The following is a 19441-nucleotide window of genomic DNA, read 5'->3' on the forward strand; positions in this document are numbered from 1 at the left end:
GGCGGTACTCACTTCAGCCTGCTGGAGGCGAGGATGGACACCAGGTGCAGCAGCGTCTGCAGCAGGGCGATGCCGGCCAGCACCGCGACACCCAGCCGGGAGAAGAACAGGTCGCCGCGGACCTGGTCGACGACGGCCAGGACCAGGATCAGCAGGGACGCCTCGATGCCGAGGATCAGCCGGTGGAACTTGAGGGCGGCGGCGGCCCGGCGGGCCAGCGCCATGCCGGAGGAGCGCATCTCGGCGGCGGCCTCCTGGACCGGCGGCTTGCCGGCCTGGTGGCGGGCGACTCCGACGAGGTCGGTCTCGGCCTTGATGAGGATGGCGCCGAGCGCGGCCAGGGTGCCGAGGAAGGCCCACAGCCAGTCGATGCGGCCGCCGCCCCACAGGTCGGCGGCGCGCAGGCCGAAGCCGGTGAGCACCGCGGCGTCCGTGAGGTAGGCGCCGACGCGGTCCAGGTAGACGCCGTTGAGCGAGTACTGCTTCTTCCAGCGCGCGATCTCGCCGTCGACGCAGTCCAGCAGCAGGTACATCTGGACGCACACCACGCCGAGCACCGCGCCCGCGACCCCCGGCACCAGGAGTGCCGGGGCCGCGAGCACGCCGAAGACGGTCATCAGGTACGTGAGCTGGTTGGGCGTGACCCTGGTGCCCACCAGGTAGCGGTCGACCCGCAGGGACACCTCGCGCATGTAGAGGCGCCCCATCCAGTGCTCACCGCTGCGCCGGTCCTTCACCCCCGCGGGGTGGACGACCGGACGGAGTTCAGCTACCGATGGCCTTGACATAGTCGGCGTAGATGTCCTTGATCTGGTTCGTCTTGAGGTCGAGGTGTTCGAGGATCGTGTAGCGGCCGGGGCGGGTCTCCGGGGCGAACTCCACGGCGCGGACGAACTCGTCCAAGGTGAAGCCGATCTCCTCGGGCAGCACGGGAAGCCCGTGCCGGCGCAGCACCGCGGCCGTGTGGACCGCTTCCTCGTGGGCCCCGCGCAGGTACATCGCGAAGGCCGCGCCGAGACCGCACTGCTCGCCGTGGGCGGCGGCCCGCTTGGGGAACAGCAGGTCGAAGGCGTGGTTGATCTCGTGGCAGGAACCGGAGGACGGCCGGGAGTCGCCGGAGATCGACATCGAGATGCCGCTCAGGACCAGCGCCTCGGCGAGCACCTGGAGGAAGTCGTTGTCGCCGATACCGCCGGGGTGGCGCAGCACCGCCTCGCCGGCCTGGCGGGCCATGGCCGCGGCGAGACCGTCGATCTTCTCGCCGTTGACCCGGTTGGACAGCTCCCAGTCCGCGACCGCGTTGATGTTGGAGATGGCGTCGCCGATGCCGGCCCGGACGAAGCGGGCCGGAGCCTCGCGGATCACGTCCAGGTCGATGACGACCGCGATCGGGTTCGGCACACCGTAGGAACCGCGCCCGGCGTCGTTGTCGAGCGTCGCGACGGGCGAGCACAGGCCGTCGTGCGCGAGGTTCGTGGGCACGGCGACCAGGGGCAGGCCGACCCGGGCCGAGGCGAACTTCGCGCAGTCGATGATCTTGCCGCCGCCGAGCCCGACCACCGCGTCGTAGTGGCCGGACTTCATCTCGCCGGCCAGCCGGATCGCGTCGTCGAGGGTGCCGCCGCCGACCTCGTACCAGGACGCACCCGGCAGCGAGGGGCCGATGCGCTCGCGCAGCCTGGCGCCGGAGCCGCCGCTGACGGCGATGGCGAGCCGGCCGGACTGCGCGATGCGCTCGTCGGCGAGGACACCGGCCAGGTCGTCCAGGGCACCCGGGCGGATGTCCACGACGACCGGCGAGGGAATCAGCCGGGTCAGTAGCGGCACGAGATCTCCCGTCCCTTGGCGAGGTCGTCGTGGTTGTCGATCTCGACCCACGGCACGTCGCCGATCGGCGCCACGTCGATCTTGAAGCCGCGGTTGACCAGCTCCTGGTAGCCGTGCTCGTAGAACTGCTGGGGGTCGGTCTCCCAGACCGTCTTCAGCGCGTCGGCCAGCTCCTCGGCGGCGTCGCCCTCGATGAGCGTGACGCCGATGTACTCGCCGGTCGCCTCGGCCGGGTCCATCAGCTTGGTGATCTTCGTCATGCCCTTCTCGGGGTCCACGACGACCTTCATCTCCTCGTCGGCGAGGTTCTTCACCGTGTCCAGGGCGAGGATGATGCGACGGCCCTCACCGCGCGCGGCGAGCAGCGTCTTCTCGACGGAGACCGGGTGCACGGTGTCGCCGTTGGCGAGGATCACACCGTCCTTGAGGGCGTCACGGCCGCACCACAGGGAGTAGGCGTTGTTCCACTCCTCGGCCTTGTCGTTGTCGATCAGGGTGAGCTTGAGGCCGTACTTCTGCTCCAGGGCCGCCCTGCGCTCGTAGACGGCCTCCTTGCGGTAGCCGACGATGATCGCGACCTCGGTCAGACCCACCTCGGCGAAGTTGGCGAGGGTGAGGTCCAGGACCGTCGGTTCGCCCTCCATACCCGCGGGCCCCACCGGCACCAACGCCTTGGGCAGGGTGTCGGTGTAGGGGCGCAGACGCCGTCCGGCGCCGGCCGCCAGCACGAGGCCGATCATGCGGGTTCTCCTTCGTCGTGTACGGCTGGGGCGCCTTCCCTGTGAGCGGCGACCCAGAAACGGATGCTCTCGACGAGCACCACGAGGGCGACGGCCACGGCGAGGACCGTGAGCGCGACCGTGAACTGCGGGGCGGTGAGCACGGCGGCCAGAACGGTGACCAGCAGCGTTCGCCCTTCGTGCCCCCCGATGGCGCGCACCAGCCAGGCCGGGGGCGCGCCGGCGTTGCCGCGGATGCGGTACACCGTGTCGTAGTGATGGTAGGCGACGGCGGCCACCAGCCCGAAAGCCGCCGGCAGCGCTCCGTTCACCCCCGCCCCGGCCGCGAGGGCGAGGACGGTGCCGTACTCGGCGGCGCGGAAGAAGGGCGGGACCAGCCAGTCGAGGGCGCCCTTGAGGGGGCGGGCGACGGCGAGCGGGGACTGCAGGACGTAGATGACGGCGCCCAGGACGGGCCACCAGCTGCCGTACGGGGCGAACGAGGCGGCAAGGGTGACGGCGGCGCCGCCGACCAGGGCGGTGCAGGCCGGGGCCCGCAGGGACACCCGGCGCGCGACGCGGGTCAGCCCCTGCGCGAGCGGTCCGCTGTCGGCGAGATCGGCCAGCGCCTGCGCGGCCCGGTCGGTGCGCCGGGCCTTGCGGGTCAGGGAGCGCAGCACCCGGCCCGCCGTGGTGTACGTCGCCGCGAAGGCGCAGCCGATCAGCAGGACGGAGAAGGTGATCCGCGGGGTGGTGGCCGCGGTGAGGACCGCGATCATCGCCCAGCGCTCGCCGATGGGCAGGACGATCATCCGGCGCACCCACACCGTCCAGCCGACGCTGTCCAGCTTGTCGGAGAGGGCGGCGGTGGGGCTGGTGTTGGCGGTGGCGTCGTGGTTCGCCTCGTTGAAGGAGAAGTCGACCACATGCCGGCAGGTCTGCAGGATCATCGCCCCGAGGGCGAGCGCCCACACGTCGTCGCCGCCCCGGGCCGCGCCGAGCGCGAGGCCGGCGTAGTAGGCGTACTCCTTGGCCCGGTCGAACGTGGCGTCGAGCCAGGCGCCGAGCGTGGAGTACTTCAGGGCGTACCGGGCGAGCTGGCCGTCGGTGCAGTCCAGGACGAAGGACGCGATCAGCAGCACACCGGCCGCGACGAAGCCGCCGCGGGTGCCGGTGGCCGCGCAGCCGGCCGCGATCAGGGCGGTCAGCAGCGAGGCGGTGGTGACCTGGTTCGGGGTCAGGCCGCGGCGGGCGCACCAGCGGGCGAGGTAGCGCGAGTAGGGGCTGATGAAGAACGTGGTGAAGAAGCCGTCGCGGGACTTCACGGCCGACTTCAGGCGTACGGCCTCGTCGTCGACGGCGGCGACGGCCTGCCGTGCCTCGTTGCGGGCCTGCGGGTCGGCGGGGACGGCGGCGACGAGGCTGCCCAGCTCGGGCCGGTGCACCTCGCAGCCGTCGGCGCCGAGGGCGGTGACGATCCGGTCGGCGAGGCTGTCCACGGCGAGTGCGGTACCGCCGCCGGCCGAGGTCTCGCGGGCCACGGCCCGGGTCAGCGCCTGCCGGGCGGCCGGCTGGGCGGTGACGGCACCGGGGACCGCGGAGAGCGGGAAGCGCGGGTCGGCCAGGCCGAGGCGCAGGGCGTGCTGGTGGCCGACGAAGCGGGCGTCGACCAGGGCCACGCGGTCGCCGGCCGGCGCGGCGGCGAGCAGGGTCTCGGCCTCGGCGGCGTCCGCTGCCACCAGGACGCCGAAGCCGAGCGACCGCAGATCGTTCTCCAGAGACGATCCGGGGACCGGCTGACCGGTGACGATGGCGGTCGGCAACCGAACTCACTCCCTGGGTGCCGGCGCGGGCGCCGGTCTCTCACGTGGTGGGGCGCCCTGCCTGCGGCACCGGGGCGGCATGTCGGCAGAGGCTATCGGATGGGCGGAAGCCCGCGTTCACCGGCCGTTCACGGCCCGGTCCACGAGGACCGCCCCGGCCTTTGCCGCGAGCATCATCGGTGATCAGGGGCCCGCCCCACAAACCCGTGGGCGCAGACCCGGGCATCCCCGGGCATCGGCGACAGGGGGGCGGCTCGGCATAGGGTGGACGACCATGACTTGGCTGATCACCGGCGGAGCCGGATACATCGGGGCCCATGTGGCGCGGGCCATGACCGGGGCCGGGGAACGCGTCGTGGCGCTGGACGACCTCTCCGCCGCCGTCCCCGAGCGGCTCCCGGCGGACGTCCCCCTGGTCGAGGGGTCCACGCTGGACGGGGCGCGCCTCAAGCGGGTCTTCGCGGAGTACGGCGTCACGGGTGTCGTCCACCTGGCGGCGCGCAAGCAGGTCGCCGAGTCGGTGGCCCAGCCCACCCGCTACTACCGGGAGAACGTGGGCGGCCTCGCCACACTGTTGGACGCGGTCGCCGAGGCGGGGATCGACCGCCTGGTGTTCTCCTCGTCGGCGGCGGTGTACGGCAACCCGGACGTGGACCTGATCACCGAGGACACCCCGTGCGCGCCGGTGAACCCCTACGGCGAGACCAAGCTGGCCGGGGAGTGGCTGGTGCGGGCGGCCGGGAAGGCACACGGAATCTCCACGGTGTGCCTGCGCTATTTCAACGTGGCGGGTGCCATGGCGCCGGAGCTGGCGGACACCGGCGTGTTCAACATCGTGCCGATGGTCTTCGACCGGCTCACCCGCGACGAGGCTCCGCGGATCTTCGGTGCCGACTATCCGACGCCGGACGGCACCTGCGTCCGTGACTACATCCACGTCGCCGACCTCGCCGAGGCCCATCTCGCGGCGGCGCGGCGGCTCGCCGGCGGCGGCCCGCCCGGCGATCTGACGCTGAACATCGGGCGGGGCGAGGGCGTCTCGGTCCGCGAGCTGATCACCGTCATCGGCGAGGTCACCGGGGACCGCCGGGCGCCGGTGGTGGAGGGGCGCCGGCCGGGGGACGCGCCCCGTGCGGTCGCCTCGGCCGAGCGGGCCGCCGAGACCCTCGGCTGGCGGGCCGGGCGCGGGGTGCGCGAGATGGTCGAGTCGGCCTGGCGGGGCTGGCGGCTGCACCACGGCGGCTGACCGGTACGCAGCCGTACTTGCCGTGACCTGCGGAACGTTTCCGCAGGTCACGGCACATGACAACGGTGTTCAGTGCCGCGTTGCCCCATACCCCCCACCCGTAGTTCACTGGGCCTGCCGGACGGAACAGCGAAGGGCGGACGCGATGGGGGCAGGGCACGACCACGGGCACGCGCACACGCATGCGCCGGCCACGGGTACGGCCGCGGCGGCCTACCGTGGCCGGCTGCGGATCGCGCTGGGCATCACGCTCACGATCATGGTCGTCGAGCTCGTCGGCGGCCTGGTCGCGGACTCGCTCGCGCTGATCGCGGACGCGGCGCACATGGCGACCGACGGGGTGGGGCTCGGTATGGCCCTGCTCGCGATCCACTTCGCGAACCGCCCGCCGAGCACCAACCGCACCTTCGGCTACGCCCGCGCCGAGATCCTGGCCGCCCTGGCCAACTGCCTGCTGCTGCTCGGCGTCGGCGGCTATGTCCTCTACGAGGCGGCGCAGCGGTTCGTCACGCCCGCGGACACCCGCGGCGGCCTGATGGTCGTGTTCGGTCTGATCGGTCTGGTCGCGAACAGCGTCTCGCTGACGCTGCTGATGCGCGGGCAGAAGGAGAGCCTGAACGTGCGCGGCGCCTTCCTGGAGGTCGCCGCCGACGCGCTGGGCTCGGTCGCGGTGCTGATCTCGGCGGCGGTGATCCTGACCACCGGCTGGCAGGCCGCCGACCCGGTGGCCTCGCTGGTCATCGGCGTCATGATCGTGCCGCGGACGCTGAAGCTGCTGCGCGAGACGCTGGACGTGCTGCTGGAGGCGGCCCCGAAGAACGTCGACATGGCCGAGGTGCGGGCGCACATCCTGGCGCTGGACGGCGTGGAGGACGTACACGACCTGCACGCCTGGACGATCACTTCCGGGCTGCCGGTGCTGTCGGCACACGTCGTGGTCGGCTCGGAGACGCTGAACGCCATCGGCCACGAGAAGCTGCTGCACGAGCTGCAGGGCTGCCTGGGCGACCACTTCGACGTGGAGCACTGCACCTTCCAGCTGGAGCCGGGCGGACACGCGGAGCACGAGGCGCGGCTCTGCCACTGAGAGCGTCGCATATGTGTTCGGAGCCCGCCCCGGACGGTTCCGTGATCGCCTGACCGGGCACGATGATCTACCGGGTCCCACTTCCGGTACCGCCACGCGTGCGGACCTGCCGGGAAGTGCCGGGAGTGCCGGATTCGTACGGCAGACTTGGGGTGCGAAGAACGAGGCGAAGGATGGGTATGCCGATCACACCTGCCACCGCGACGCACGGTTCGTCGAATGGCACCGCAGAGGCGATTTTGCTGGAACTGGTCGACGAGAAGGGTGTGACGATCGGTACGGCGGAGAAGCTCGCCGCCCACCAGCCGCCGGGACAGCTGCACCGCGCGTTCTCGGTGTTCCTCTTCGACGAGCAGGGCCGGCTGCTGTTGCAGCAGCGGGCACTCGGCAAGTACCACTCCCCCGGTGTGTGGTCCAACACCTGCTGTGGCCACCCGTACCCGGGCGAGGCACCCTTCGCCGCCGCGGCCCGGCGTACGTACGAGGAGCTGGGCGTGTCCCCGTCGCTGCTGGCGGAGGCGGGCACGGTCCGCTACAACCACCCGGACCCGGCCTCGGGCCTGGTCGAGCAGGAGTACAACCACCTGTTCGTCGGCCTGGTGCAGGCGCCGCTCGCGGTGGACCCGGAGGAGGTCGGGGACACGGCCTTCGTCACGGCGGCCGAGCTGACGGAGCGGCACGCCCGCGACCCGTTCTCCGCCTGGTTCATGACCGTCCTGGACGCGGCCCGCCCCGCGATCAGGGAACTGACGGGCCCGTCCGCGGGCTGGTAAGCGGTAGCTCCTCACCGGAGCCACCTGCCCGGCCAACTGCCGGACCAGGCGGGGCATGACCGGCTCGACGCACCATGGCCGGGCATGAGCGGCCCGGGAAAGGGCCGCGGCATGAGCGGCTCGGCCGGAGACCGCCGGTGTGGGTGGCTCGGGGTCGGCCGCGGGTGTGGGTGGCCCGGCGAGAGGGCTGCGCGTGTGGATGGCTCGGCGAGAGGGCCGCGGGTGTGGGTACCTCGGCGAGAGGGCCGCGGCATGAGCGGCTCGGGGGACCGCCTTGGGATGAGCGGCTCGGCCGGAGGCCGCCGGTGTGAGCGGCACTGCCGAAAGCGCCTGCCAGGCCCTACGGAGGCACCGCTGGCATGAACGGCTCGGCGGAAGCGCCGGCGACTGAGCGGCTCCACGAATGCGTGGCGGGTGTGAGTGGCACTGCCGGAGGGCCCCCGGAGTGAGTGGCGCTGTCGAAGGGCCGCCGCCATGAGAGGGCCCCGGGGAAACAGCGCCGGCCTGAGCGGCTCGACGGGGACCACCGCTGGCTGAGCGGCTCTGCCGGAGGACGGTGTAATGAGCGGCCCTGCCAAAGCGCCGCAGGCTGAGAGGCCCTACCGAAGGCCGCGGTGTGAGGGGCACGCTGCCGGAGCGCCGCCGTCATGAGAGGCCCTACGGAAGCAACACCGGCATGAACGGCTCGGGACCACCGCCGGCTGAGCGGCTCGGCCTGAGGACCGCGGGATGACCGGCTCTGCCCCAGCGCCGCAGGCTGAGAGGTCCTACCAAAGCGCCGTGGGTGTAAATGGCACTGCCGAAGCGCCGTCGGCATGAGGGGCTCTGCCGGAATGCCGCAGTCTGAGAGGCCCCACGAAAGCGCCGCCGGAGTGAGGGGGCCCTACCTAAGCGCCGTCGGCTTGAGCGGGAGGGCGGCCCAGATCACCTTTCCGCCGGTCGTGGTGTGCTCCACGTCGACCATGCCGCCCGCCTCCCGTGCCACCTCGCGGACCAGGAGCAGGCCCCGGCCGCCGGTCTGGCCGTGGTCGGCCTCCAGTGCGGTCGGGCGGTAGGGGTGGTTGTCCTCCACGGACACCCGTACCCACTCGGCTCCGACGGCGACCTCCACGGCCAGCATCGGCGACAGCAGCGCCGCGTGCCGTACCGCGTTGGTGACCAGCTCGGAGACGATCAGCAGCAGGCCGTACACCAGCTCGTCGGAGACCGGCACGCCCTGGCGCAGCAGCAGGTCCCGGACGGCGTGCCGGGCCTGCGGGACCGAGGCGTCCACCGCGGCGGCGGTGAACCGCCAGACGCCCTCGTACGGCAGTGGGTCGGGCGGCCGCTCGTCCTCCCCCGCTGGGCGCGGGCCGTCCCCGCGCCCGTGGTTGTCCATCGTCCGGTCGCCACCCTCGCGCTCGATTGTCACCACACGTCGAGTGTTGGTAACGATCCGCTGCGGATTTGGACCTGAACGCAAGTCACCGGGTATCGAGCGGTTCATGACCGAGTGCGTATGACACGGTCACGTGTGGGACTGTTTCCTGTCACCCGGGCGCCGGTTCCCGAACTAATCGGGTCGTCGGGTCGGCGCTACCCCTGCTCGGAGACGAGCCCGACGACCCGGCGCCCCCCGTAGCCGGTGGCCACCAGGCCGAGGCCGTCGAAGAGCAGGGAGAGCGAGAAGAAGGTGCCGATGACGTACTGGCTGCTGCTCGGCCAGTGGGCGAGGACCAGGATCCCGAGGAGCAGGTCGAAGACACCGAGGAGCAGCGTCCAGCCGAACTGGGGACCCCGCACGATCACGCTGCCGACCAGCCGGAAGAGGCCCGCCGTCAGGAACAGCAGCGCGGCGAACATGGTCAGGGCGACGGCCGCCGCGTGCGGCAGGCGGATGACGACGACTCCGGCCGCGATGTTCAGGGCGGCGACGATGGCGCCGAGCCAGAAGAAGCTGGTCCCGCGGGCCTGGATCGCGTGCAGCAGGCCGACGATCCCGCCGGTCAGCAGCAGCCAGCCGAACAGCAGCATCGAGGTGAGCGTGGCGACGGCGGTGTAGACGAGTCCCACGAGCCCGGCCAGGACGAGGATCACACCGAGCGCGGCGAGCCAGCCGAAGCCGTGGCGCAGCTTCGTCACCTTGTCCTTGGGCTCGCGCTTGCCGAACTTGGCCATCGCCGCCTCCTCGACCATCTCTGCCTGCCCCCTCCCTCCCTATGTGTCCCCCTTCGGGGGATTCGGTAACGCCGGGGTGAGGCACCCTGCGTCCAGTCGGCCCCCGATAGCATCCGGCGCATGGAGCCCCAGCTGTCGCACCGTGTCGAAGGCGCCGTCGCCACCGTCGTCATCCGCAACCCGGCCAAGCGCAACGCCATGACCGCCGCGATGTGGCGATCGCTGCCGCCGCTCCTGGACGGCCTGGCGCACGATCCCGGCGTGCGGGCGCTGGTGCTCACCGGGGAAGGCGGCACCTTCTGCGCGGGTGCGGACATCTCCACGCTCCAGGGGTCACCCGAGGAAGCCCAGGGACTCGCCGTGGCGGCCGAGGAGGCGCTCGCCGCGTTCCCCAAGCCCACCCTGGCCGCCGTGCGCGGGCACTGCGTGGGCGGCGGGGCGCAGCTGGCGGCGGCCTGCGATCTGCGGCTGGCGCAGGAAGGCGCCCTGTTCGGGGTGACACCGGCGCGGCTCGGCATCGTCTATCCGGCCTCCTCGACCCGTCGGCTGGTGTCGCTGGTGGGTCCGGCCACGGCCAAGTACCTGCTGTTCACGGCCGAGTTGATCGGCACCGGCCGTGCGCTCGCCACCGGGCTGGTGGACGAGGTGCTGCCGGAGGGCGAACTGGACAAGCGGGTCGCCGAGCTGACCGGGATCCTGGCCGCCCGCTCGCAGCTCACGCAGGCCGCCGCGAAGGAGTTCGCGAACGGCAGGACGGACCGGGACGCCCACTGGGCGGAGCAGGCACGCGGCAGCGGCGACACCGCGGAGGGCGTCGCCGCGTTCCTGGAGCGCAGGCAGCCGCGCTTCACCTGGAGCGTGTCTACGTCAGGCTGAACCGGCCGCCCGTACGCAGTTCCTCGACGAGGTGCGCGGGCGCCTTGCGCGGGGAACCGGCGTCGTACGGCGGCTGGGGGTCGTACTCGGTCAGCAGCTGGACGGCCTGGGCGTGTTCGTCGCCCGCGATCCGGCCGGTCAGGGTGAGCGCCATGTCGATGCCGGAGGAGACCCCGGCGGCGGTGACGTACTTGCCGTCGGTCACGACCCGCTCGCCCGTCGGTTCCGCGCCGAACTCCTTCAGCAGGTCCAGTGCGGCCCAGTGGCTGGTCGCCCGGCGGTCGCGCAGCAGCCCGGCGGCGGCGAGCAGCAGGGAGCCCGAGCAGACCGAGGTCGTCCACGTACTCGCCGCGTCGGCCGCGCGCAGCCAGTCCAGCAGGACCGGGTTCTGCAGCTGGGCCATGGTGCCGGGGCCGCCCGAGACCACCAGGAGGTCGGGACGGGGCACCTCGTCGAGGGCCTTGTCGGCGGTGACGGCGAGAAAGCCGGTCTCGGTGCGGACGGGGCCGGGCCGCTCGGCGACGAAGGCGAGGTCCGCGTCCGGGAGCCGGCTGAGGATCTCGTAGGGGCCGACGACGTCCAGGGCGGTGAAGCGGTCGTAGACGACCAGGGCGATCTGCATGGGCTCGTCCCTTCAGTGGGTGGTGGCGGGCCGGAACCGGCGCCGGTACTCGGCCGGGGCCGTCCCGAGGGCCTTGACGAAGGCGCGGCGCATGGCCTCGGGGGTGCCGTAGCCGCTGGCGCGGGCGGTCTCCTCGATGCTGTCGGCGGTGTCCTCCAGCAGGCGGCGGGCGTGTTCCAGGCGGACCCGGTCGACGTAACGGCCGGGTGTCATGCCGGTCTCCTCGCGGAAGGCGCGCGCGAAGTGGCGGGGTGACAGCCGGGCCCGGGCGGCGAGCGACTCGACCGTGAGGTCGCCGGCCGGGTGCTCGGTGATCCACCGCTGGACCTCGCGCAGCGGTGCCCGCCGGGCGGTCTGGGCGGCGAGCTGGGCGCTGAACTGCGCCTGGTTGCCGGGCCGGCGCAGAAAGACCACAAGGTGCCGGGCGACGGCGAGGGCGACGTCCCGGTCCAGGTCCTCCTCGACCAGGGCGAGGGCCAGGTCGATGCCGGAGGTCACGCCGGCCGAGGTGGCGACGTCCCCGTCCCGGACATAGATGGGTTCCGGGTCCACGGTGACGGCCGGGTGGTCGCGGGCGAGCTTGTCGCAGTACGCCCAGTGGGTCGTCGCCCGGCGGCCGTCGAGGAGCCCGGCGGCGGCGAGCAGGACGGCGCCCGTGCACACCGAGACCAGGCGGTCGGCGCGCGGGCCGTGGGCGCGTAGCCACTCGATCAGCCGCGGATCGGGGGCGCGGGTGCCCTGGCCGCCGGGGACCAGCAGGGTGTGCGGGTCGCGGGCGGCGGCCAGTGCCTCGTCCGGTACGAGGGTCAGGCCGCTGGAGGTGCGCACCGGGCCGCCGTCCAGGGAGGCGGTACGGACCCGGTAGGTGCCCGGTGTGTGCGTCTCGGCGCCGGCGAACACTTCGAGCGGACCGGTGACGTCGAGGCTCTGCACGCCGTCGAAGAGGACGAAGAGGAGGGTTCGCTGCGCCATGCCCTCGATTCTTCGCCGCCCGGCAGATGGCCGCAATGACGTGTTTCCCACCTTTCCTGCCATGCCCGGACAGGAGGACGGGTCGGTGAGGTGCCCGCAGGCCGCTCGCCCGAGGGAACCCGCCGCGCACGGGGGCCGTGCCCGAGCCGGGAGCCCGCGGCCCGCCACGCCCCGCCCTGATCCCCGGTTGTCGGTGTCACCTGCCACAATTGCCGCGCAACCTCAGTGGAGAAGGCGGTACGGGATCGTGACGACACCCGGATCCATCGGAGCGGGATCCATCGAAGGCAGGATCGCCGAGGAGCTCGGCGTACGGGAGCGGCAGGTGAAGGCCGCGGTGGAACTGCTCGACGGCGGTTCCACCGTGCCCTTCATCGCCCGCTACCGCAAGGAAGCGACCGAGATGCTCGACGACGCGCAGTTGCGCACGATCGAGGAGCGGCTGCGCTACCTGCGGGAGCTGGAGGAGCGGCGGGCGGCGATCCTGGAGTCGGTGCGCGAGCAGGGCAAGCTCACCGACGAGCTGGAGGCCCGCATCCGCGGCGCCGAGACCAAGGCGCGGCTGGAGGACATCTACCTGCCGTACAAGCCCAAGCGGCGCACCAAGGCGCAGATCGCGCGCGAGGCCGGCCTGGAGCCGCTGGCGGAGGGCCTGCTGGCCGACCCGACGGTGGAGCCGCTGGCGGCCGCCGCCGCGTTCGTGGACGCCGGCAAGGGAGTCGCCGATCCGCAGGCCGCCCTGGAGGGCGCCCGGGCGATCCTCACCGAGCGGTTCTCGGAGGACGCCGACCTGATCGGCGAGCTGCGCGAGCGCATGTGGGTGCGCGGGCGGCTGGCCGCGAAGGTGCGGGAGGGCAAGGAGGAGGCGGGCGCCAAGTTCGCCGACTACTTCGACTTCGCCGAGCCGTTCACCGAGCTGCCCTCGCACCGGATCCTGGCGATGCTGCGCGGCGAGAAGGAAGAGGTCCTCGACCTCGTCCTGGAGCCGGAGGAGCCGACGGACGGGCCGTCGTCGTACGAGGGCATCGTCGCGCACCGGTTCGGGATCGCCGACCGGGGCCGGCCCGCCGACAAGTGGCTGACGGACACGGTCCGCTGGGCCTGGCGCACCCGCCTCCTCGTCCACCTCGGCATCGACCTGCGCCTCAGGCTGCGCACGGCCGCCGAGGACGAGGCGGTGAACGTCTTCGCCGCGAACCTGCGCGACCTGCTGCTGGCCGCCCCGGCCGGCACCCGCGCGACGCTGGGCCTGGACCCCGGTTTCCGTACGGGCGTGAAGGTCGCCGTGGTCGACGCGACCGGCAAGGTGGTCGCCACGGACGTGATCTACCCGCACGTCCCCGCCAACAGGTGGGACGAGGCCCTCGCCAAGCTGGCCCGGCTCGCCGGGGAGCACGCGGTCGAGCTGGTCGCGATCGGCAACGGCACCGCCTCCCGCGAGACCGACAAGCTCGCCGGTGAACTGATCGCCAGACACCCGGAGTTGAAGCTCACCAAGGTGATGGTGTCCGAGGCGGGCGCGTCGGTGTACTCGGCCTCGCAGTACGCCTCGCGGGAGCTGCCCGACATGGACGTGTCACTGCGCGGCGCGGTCTCGATCGCGCGGCGCCTGCAGGACCCGCTGGCCGAGCTGGTGAAGATCGACCCGAAGTCCATCGGCGTCGGGCAGTACCAGCACGACCTGTCCGAGGTGAAGCTGTCCCGCTCGCTGGACGCGGTGGTCGAGGACTGTGTGAACGGCGTCGGTGTCGACGTCAACACCGCGTCCGTGCCGCTGCTTTCGCGCGTGTCCGGCATCTCGTCCGGGCTCGCCGAGAACATCGTGGCGCACCGGGACGCCAACGGGCCCTTCACCTCCCGCTCCGAGCTGAAGAAGGTGGCCCGGCTCGGCCCGAAGGCGTACGAGCAGTGCGCGGGCTTCCTGCGGATCCGCGGCGGCGCCGACCCGCTGGACGCCTCCAGCGTGCACCCGGAGGCCTACCCGGTGGTGCGCCGCATGGTGAAGACCACGGGGCAGGAGGTGGCCTCCCTCATCGGCAACACCGGCGTGCTGCGCTCGTTGAAGCCCGCCGACTTCGTGGACGACACCTTCGGTCTGCCGACGGTGACGGACATCCTGAAGGAGCTGGAGAAGCCGGGGCGCGATCCGCGGCCCGCGTTCAAGACGGCCACCTTCAAGGAGGGCGTGGAGAAGATCTCCGACCTGTCCGCCGGGATGGTCCTGGAGGGCGTGGTGACGAACGTGGCGGCCTTCGGCGCGTTCGTGGACGTCGGCGTCCACCAGGACGGCCTGGTGCACGTCTCGGCGATGTCGAAGACGTTCGTCAAGGACCCGCGCGATGTCGTCAAGCCCGGTGACATCGTCAAGGTGAAGGTCCTCGACGTGGACATCCCGCGCAAGCGGATCGCGCTGACCCTGCGCCTGGACGACGAGGCAGCCGCGCAGGGCCAGGGCGGTGGCGGTGGCCGTCAGCAGCGCGGCGGCGGTCCCCGTCCGCCGCAGCAGCGGCAGGGCGGCGGGCAGAACCAGCGGCAGGGCGGCGGGCAGAACCAGCGGCAGGGCGGCGGGCAGAACCAGCGGCAGGGCGGCGGGCAGAACCAGCGGCAGGGCGGCGGACAGGGCCAGCGGCAGGGCGGCGGACAGGGCCAGCGGCAGGGCCGGGGCGGCGACCGGGGCGGCCGTCAGGCGCCGGCACCGGCCAACAGCGCGATGGCGGACGCGCTGCGCCGGGCGGGGCTGCTGGACCCCAGGAAGCGCTGACCCCGCGGGGCTCCGGCCGGGCCCCTCTGGGGCACCGCCCCGGGGCCCCGGGGCCTTTCTCTCCCCCCGCCCGTCCGTCTCGGTCGGCTGACAGGGCACCCTCCTCGCGGAGGGTGCCCTCGTGCGTGCCCCGGAAACCGGTGGCGCGTGATCACCCGGTCGGCAGACTGGGCCCATGACAGACCCCAAGGACGACCTCAGGGTGTATCTCCAGGACGCCCGCGACGTACTGCTGTGGAAACTCGACGGCCTGCCCGAGTACGACATCCGGCGCCCCCTGACGCCCACCGGCACCAACCTGCTGGGCCTGGTCAAGCACCTGACCGGCGCCGAGGCGCTGTACTTCGGCGCGGCCTTCGGCCGGCCCTTCGCCGGTACGGCCCTGTGGATCACCGGTGACGCCGAGCCCGACGCGGACCTGTGGGCGCGGGCCGACGAGTCCCGCGAGGACATCGTCGGCCGGTACCGGCGGGCCTGCGCCCATGCGGACGAGACGATCGCGGCGCTGCCGCTGGACGCGCCCGGCCGCGTGCCGGGTGCGCCGCAGGAGACGACGCTGCACCGGATCCTGACCCACATGATCGCGGAGACCCAGCGGCACGCCGGCCACGCCGACATCGTGCGGGAGCTGATCGACGGGGCGGTGGGGCAGCGGCCGGAGGGGCTCCATGTCGCACCGCACGATCCGGAGCATGTCGAACGGGTCGAGCGGGCCGCGAAGGAAGCCGCCGCCCGCTGGAGCTAACGTTCCGTCACCTTGCCGTCCGCCACCTCCAGGCGGCGGGTCACCTGGACCGCGTCCAGCATGCGGCGGTCGTGGGTGACCAGGAGCAGGGTGCCCTCGTAGCTGTCGAGGGCCTGTTCCAGTTGCTCGATGGCGGGCAGGTCGAGGTGGTTCGTCGGCTCGTCCAGGACCAGCAGGTTGACGCCCCGGCCCTGCAGGAGGGCCAGGGCGGCACGGGTGCGTTCGCCCGGCGAGAGGGTCGCGGCCGGACGCAGCACGTGGCGGGACTTCAGGCCGAACTTGGCGAGCAGCGTGCGCACGTCCACCGGCTCGGTGTCGGGGACGGCCGCGCAGAACGCCTCCAGCAGGGACTCGGGGCCGTGGAACAGCCCCCGGGCCTGGTCGACCTCGCCGACCAGGACGCCCGAGCCGAGTGCGGCGTGCCCGCGGTCGAGCGGGACACGGCCCAGCAGCGCGCCGAGCAGGGTCGACTTGCCAGCACCGTTGGCCCCGGTCACCGCGACCCGGTCCGCCCAGTCGATCTGCAGGGACACCGGGCCGAAGGTGAAGTCGCCGCGCCGCACCTCGGCGTCCCGCAGGGTCGCCACCACCGCGCCGGAGCGCGGGGCGGACGCGATCTCCATGCGCAGCTCCCACTCCTTGCGCGGCTCCTCGACCGCCTCCAGGCGCTCGATCATGCGCTGGGTCTGCCGCGCCTTGGCGGCCTGCTTCTCGCTGGCCTCGCTGCGGAACTTGCGGCCGATCTTGTCGTTGTCGTTGCCCGCCTTGCGCCGGGCGTTCTTCACGCCCTTGTCCATCCAGGACCGCTGCATCTGGGCGCGGTCCTGGAGGGCGGCCTTCTTGTCGGCGTACTCCTCGTAGTCCTCGCGGGCGTGCCGCCGGGCGACCTCGCGTTCCTCCAGGTAGGCCGCGTAGCCGCCGCCGAAGAGGTTGATCTGCTGCTGGGCGAGGTCCAGTTCGAGGACCTTGGTGACCGTGCGGGTGAGGAACTCGCGGTCGTGGCTGACGACGACCGTGCCGGCGCGCAGGCCGGTGACGAAGCGTTCCAGGCGTTCCAGGCCGTCGAGGTCGAGGTCGTTGGTGGGTTCGTCCAGGAGGAAGACGTCGTAGCGGGACAGCAGCAGCGAGGCGAGCCCGGCGCGGGCCGCCTGGCCGCCGGAGAGCGAGGTCATCGGCTGGTCCAGGCCGACGGCGAGACCGAGCGAGTCGGCGACTTCCTCCGCGCGCTCGTCCAGGTCGGCGCCGCCGAGGCCGAGCCAGCGCTCCAGGGCGGTCGCGTAGGCGTCGTCGGCGCCGGGTGCCCCGTCCACGAGTGCCTGGGTGGCCTCGTCCATGACGCGCTGGGCCTCGGCGACACCCGTACGACGGGCCAGGAACTCCCGGACGGTCTCCCCCGGCCTGCGCTCCGGCTCCTGCGGCAGATGCCCGACGGTGGCGGTCGGCGGGGACAGCCTGAGTTCGCCCTGTTCGGGTGCGGTGAGTCCGGCGAGCAGCTTCAGCAGGGTGGACTTGCCCGCGCCGTTGGCGCCGACGAGACCGATCACGTCGCCGGGCGCGACGACGAGGTCGAGCCCGGAGAAGAGGGAGCGGTCGCCGTGGCCGGCGGCGAGGTTCTTGGCGACGAGGGTGGCAGTCATCAGGAGGCCGATCCTAATGGGCGGGCAGCCGCGTCCCGGCCGCGCTTTCCGGTGGGTCCGACGCGCCTCGCCGCAGCCGCGCTTCCCGTCGGGCCGGTGGCCCCGGCGCCCGCGCGCCGGCCGCGGCCCCGCACCTCAGCCCCGGCTTCCGCCCGCGACCGGTGCCGTGAGCACATCTCCCGTCGTGCGGGCGACGACGAACGCCTCCCCCTTGACCGCCTTCCGGTCGAGGGGGAGGCGGTGCCGGCCGGGCTCCAGGACGCCGTCGAACACCTCGCTGGTGTGGGTGCGGTAGAGCCGGTCGAGGCGGTAGGCGGTGATCCGCACCCGGCAGGCGGAGGTCACCTCGACGTCCGCGGTGCCCCGGGCGGCCGTGAGCCCGGTGAGCCGGCGCTGCGACAGCGGGCTGCGGTCCAGGGCGTGCTCGATCTGGGCGACGAGCAGCGGCACGATCGGGGCCAGACCGTCCACGCGGGCGATGTCGACTCCGGCGCGTGCGAAGGCGTCCAGTACGGCGGCTCTCTCGGCCTCGCCGACCGCGCGGCCGAAGGCGACCGCGCCGTAGCCGCGCAGTTCCTCGGCGGGCACGGCCCGGGCGTCCTGGGTGATGTCGGCGCCGATCCCGATGGTGCGCAGCGCGGCGGCCAGCCGGGCCAGCACCGCGACGCGGGCGCCGATCAGCAGAACGCGCCGGCGGGGCGGGCCTTCGCCGAGGGAGGCCAGGGCGGCGCGGTACTCGGGGCCGTGGAAGCGGAACGGCCCTATGCCGTGGTAGCCGTTGAGCTCCAGGTCGGCGTGTTCGTCCGTCTGCCAGGCGAAGTCCCGCCAGATGTAGTCCTCACCGTCGCGCTCGATGACGGCGGTGACCGCTCCGCAGCCCAGGTCCGCGCACTCCGGGCAGCCGTAGATGACGAACCGGCCGTCCGGGAGCGGCGGTTCGGCCTCCAGGAGCAGGGCGCGCACCTGCTTGGTGAAGATGGCGGGCGGAACGTCCGAGGCGAGCGGGGAGACGGCGTCGAGGTCGGACAGCCGGAACAGCAGCGGACGGCCGTCCACGACGAAGTCCACGAAGTCGCGGTGCACCTGGTAGCCGCCGTCGGCGAGCACACCGCCGGCGCGGATCGCCGGTGCCAGGCCGAAGGTCGCGTATGCGGCAGACATGCTGTGAGTATCCCCACATCGACACGCGGCTGAGCGCAGCATGACAGAGTCGGCCGGACTGGGCCTATCGTCCTGGCGTGGACAGCGAGCCGAGCGATGAAGTGACCGTGGTCGGGAGCGGCGTCGTCGGGCTGACGACGGCCGTGGTGCTGGCCGAGTCCGGGCGGCGGGTACGGGTGTGGACGCGGGAGCCCGCCGAGCGTACGACCTCGGCGGTCGCCGGCGGCCTGTGGTGGCCGTACCGCATCGCACCCGAGCCGCTGGTCAGTGCGTGGGCGCTTGCGTCCCTCACCGTGTACGAGGAGCTGGCGGGGCTGCCGGAGGAGACGGGCGTACGCCTGGTCGACGGCGTACACCGGGGGACGCGGCTGGACGGGCTGGGCGCCTGGGCGGGCCGGGTGCCGGGACTGCGGGCCGTGTCCGACGGTCTCGCGGCGCGGCTGCCGGTGATCGACATGCCGGTGCATCTGGCGTGGCTGCGGGAGCGGCTGGCGAGGGCGGGCGGCGTGGTCGAGGCGCGCGAGGTGTCGGACCTCGCCGCCGTGCCCGCGCCGGTCGTGGTCAACTGCACGGGTCTGGGCGCGCGTTCGCTGGTGCCCGACCCTGCGGTGCGTCCGGTGCGGGGGCAGCTCGTGATGGTGGAGAACCCGGGAATCACGACCTGGTTCACATCCGTCGGCCACGCCTCCGACGCCTCCACGTACGTCATCCCGCAGCCGGGCGGACTGCTGCTGGGCGGTACGGCGGAGGACGACGACTGGTCCCTGGCCCCGGACCCGGACACCGCCGCGGCGATCGTCGCCCGGTGCGCGGAGGTCCGGCCGGAGATCGCGCAGGCGCGGGTGCTGGCCCACCGGGTCGGGCTGCGGCCGGCCAGGCACGCGGTACGACTGGAACGGCAGCCGCTGCCCGGCGGCCGTGTGCTGGTGCACAACTACGGCCATGGCGGGGCCGGGGTGACGGTGGCGTGGGGATGCGCGCGGGAGGCGGCCGGGTTGGCGTTCCCGGCCGCCTGAAGGTCACCCGGCGCGGCGG

17 protein-coding genes are annotated in these 19441 nt (G+C 73.0%); 7 read left to right on the forward strand and 10 right to left on the reverse strand.

The features are described from left to right. Positions 1-8: 8 nt before the first annotated feature. The 4 genes from ABT171_RS36835 to ABT171_RS36850 are packed head-to-tail and all read right to left on the reverse strand — an operon-like array spanning position 9 to position 4369. The gene (locus ABT171_RS36835; protein ID WP_351250771.1) at positions 9-788 is read right to left on the reverse strand and encodes a CDP-alcohol phosphatidyltransferase family protein; all 780 of its coding nucleotides are present in this window, start codon (positions 786-788) and stop codon (positions 9-11) included. After that, a complete protein-coding gene (locus ABT171_RS36840) occupies positions 766-1827 on the reverse strand; it encodes an iron-containing alcohol dehydrogenase family protein (RefSeq protein WP_351250772.1) in 1062 nt (353 codons plus the stop codon). The genes ABT171_RS36835 and ABT171_RS36840 overlap by 23 nt, the downstream gene beginning before the upstream one ends. Next, positions 1815-2567 (reverse strand): phosphocholine cytidylyltransferase family protein, encoded by a 753-nt coding sequence (locus ABT171_RS36845; RefSeq protein WP_351250773.1) that lies wholly within the window; start codon positions 2565-2567, stop codon positions 1815-1817. Before ABT171_RS36845 ends, ABT171_RS36840 begins: the two co-directional genes overlap by 13 nt. After that, the gene (locus tag ABT171_RS36850) at positions 2564-4369 is read right to left on the reverse strand and encodes a DUF5941 domain-containing protein (protein WP_351250774.1); all 1806 of its coding nucleotides are present in this window, start codon (positions 4367-4369) and stop codon (positions 2564-2566) included. The genes ABT171_RS36845 and ABT171_RS36850 overlap by 4 nt, the downstream gene beginning before the upstream one ends. Before the next feature lie 274 nt (positions 4370-4643). Here ABT171_RS36850 and galE point away from each other — a divergent pair, with 274 nt between their 5' ends. From galE to idi, 3 genes are all read left to right on the forward strand, one after another. Then, positions 4644-5615: a UDP-glucose 4-epimerase GalE gene (gene galE / locus ABT171_RS36855; protein WP_351250775.1), complete on the forward strand. Its 972-nt coding sequence runs from the start codon at positions 4644-4646 to the stop codon at positions 5613-5615. Between the two features lie 145 nt (positions 5616-5760). Next, on the forward strand, positions 5761-6702 hold the full coding sequence (locus tag ABT171_RS36860) for a cation diffusion facilitator family transporter (RefSeq protein WP_351250776.1): 942 nt from the start codon (positions 5761-5763) through the stop codon (positions 6700-6702). Between the two features lie 179 nt (positions 6703-6881). Beyond that, positions 6882-7475: an isopentenyl-diphosphate Delta-isomerase gene (gene idi, locus ABT171_RS36865; RefSeq protein WP_351250777.1), complete on the forward strand. Its 594-nt coding sequence runs from the start codon at positions 6882-6884 to the stop codon at positions 7473-7475. Between the two features lie 883 nt (positions 7476-8358). On the opposite strand, the gene ABT171_RS36870 is transcribed toward idi, so the two are convergent. Both ABT171_RS36870 and ABT171_RS36875 read right to left on the reverse strand, forming a co-directional pair. Next, positions 8359-8853, reverse strand: a complete 495-nt coding sequence (locus ABT171_RS36870) for an ATP-binding protein (protein WP_351250806.1) — start codon at positions 8851-8853, stop codon at positions 8359-8361. 197 nt (positions 8854-9050) lie between these two features. Next, positions 9051-9632 (reverse strand): HdeD family acid-resistance protein, encoded by a 582-nt coding sequence (locus ABT171_RS36875; protein WP_351250778.1) that lies wholly within the window; start codon positions 9630-9632, stop codon positions 9051-9053. A 120-nt stretch (positions 9633-9752) separates the two neighbouring features. Here ABT171_RS36875 and ABT171_RS36880 point away from each other — a divergent pair, with 120 nt between their 5' ends. Beyond that, positions 9753-10508 (forward strand): enoyl-CoA hydratase/isomerase family protein, encoded by a 756-nt coding sequence (locus ABT171_RS36880; protein ID WP_351250779.1) that lies wholly within the window; start codon positions 9753-9755, stop codon positions 10506-10508. Here the strand turns inward: ABT171_RS36880 and ABT171_RS36885 are convergent. Continuing rightward, the gene (locus tag ABT171_RS36885) at positions 10495-11130 is read right to left on the reverse strand and encodes a DJ-1/PfpI family protein (RefSeq protein ID WP_351250780.1); all 636 of its coding nucleotides are present in this window, start codon (positions 11128-11130) and stop codon (positions 10495-10497) included. The two genes, ABT171_RS36880 and ABT171_RS36885, sit on opposite strands and share 14 nt — an antisense overlap. A gap of 12 nt (positions 11131-11142) precedes the next feature. Beyond that, positions 11143-12102: a GlxA family transcriptional regulator gene (locus tag ABT171_RS36890; RefSeq protein WP_351250781.1), complete on the reverse strand. Its 960-nt coding sequence runs from the start codon at positions 12100-12102 to the stop codon at positions 11143-11145. Between the two features lie 247 nt (positions 12103-12349). On the opposite strand from ABT171_RS36890, the gene ABT171_RS36895 reads away from it, so the two are divergent. Together ABT171_RS36895 and ABT171_RS36900 are read left to right on the forward strand one after the other, a co-directional pair. Beyond that, positions 12350-14863, forward strand: a complete 2514-nt coding sequence (locus tag ABT171_RS36895) for a Tex family protein (protein ID WP_351250782.1) — start codon at positions 12350-12352, stop codon at positions 14861-14863. 175 nt (positions 14864-15038) lie between these two features. Continuing rightward, positions 15039-15608, forward strand: a complete 570-nt coding sequence (locus ABT171_RS36900) for a DinB family protein (protein ID WP_351250783.1) — start codon at positions 15039-15041, stop codon at positions 15606-15608. On the opposite strand, the gene ABT171_RS36905 is transcribed toward ABT171_RS36900, so the two are convergent. Continuing rightward, positions 15605-17245, reverse strand: a complete 1641-nt coding sequence (locus tag ABT171_RS36905) for an ABC-F family ATP-binding cassette domain-containing protein (RefSeq protein ID WP_351250784.1) — start codon at positions 17243-17245, stop codon at positions 15605-15607. The two genes, ABT171_RS36900 and ABT171_RS36905, sit on opposite strands and share 4 nt — an antisense overlap. Before the next feature lie 135 nt (positions 17246-17380). Next, positions 17381-18406, reverse strand: coding sequence for an oxidoreductase (locus tag ABT171_RS36910; protein ID WP_351250785.1), 1026 nt, complete (start codon positions 18404-18406; stop codon positions 17381-17383). Positions 18407-18507: 101 nt separating this feature from the next. On the opposite strand from ABT171_RS36910, the gene ABT171_RS36915 reads away from it, so the two are divergent. Continuing rightward, positions 18508-19422 (forward strand): FAD-dependent oxidoreductase, encoded by a 915-nt coding sequence (locus tag ABT171_RS36915; protein WP_351250807.1) that lies wholly within the window; start codon positions 18508-18510, stop codon positions 19420-19422. Positions 19423-19441: the final 19 nt, after the last annotated feature.

This window comes from Streptomyces sp. NPDC001851 (assembly GCF_040297165.1).
GTDB lineage: Bacteria > Actinomycetota > Actinomycetes > Streptomycetales > Streptomycetaceae > Streptomyces.